General features: G+C 56.0%; 1 tRNA gene. It reads right to left on the minus strand.

What is annotated here, in order from left to right:
• Window positions 1-121 precede the first annotated feature (121 nt).
• Window positions 122-197: transfer RNA gene (locus tag BEB54_RS28445), tRNA-Lys, on the minus strand.
• Between the last annotated feature and the right edge of the window lie 78 nt (window positions 198-275).

Consider the following 275-nt stretch of genomic DNA (forward strand, 5'->3'; position numbering starts at 1 on the left):
GGTGATGACGGGATCGAACCGCCGACCCCCTCCTTGTAAGGGAGGTGCTCTCCCAGCTGAGCTAATCACCCGATACTGCCCTGGATACTACAAACTACTTCCACCGAACCCACCGCATTAGTGGTGGGTCGTGCAGGATTCGAACCTGCGACCAATTGATTAAAAGTCAACTGCTCTACCAACTGAGCTAACGACCCGAAGTGGTGGGTGATGACGGGATCGAACCGCCGACCCCCTCCTTGTAAGGGAGGTGCTCTCCCAGCTGAGCTAATCAC

Origin of the sequence: Escherichia sp. MOD1-EC6021 (genome assembly GCF_002965245.1) — a bacterium.
Classification (GTDB): domain Bacteria; phylum Pseudomonadota; class Gammaproteobacteria; order Enterobacterales; family Enterobacteriaceae; genus Escherichia; species Escherichia coli_F.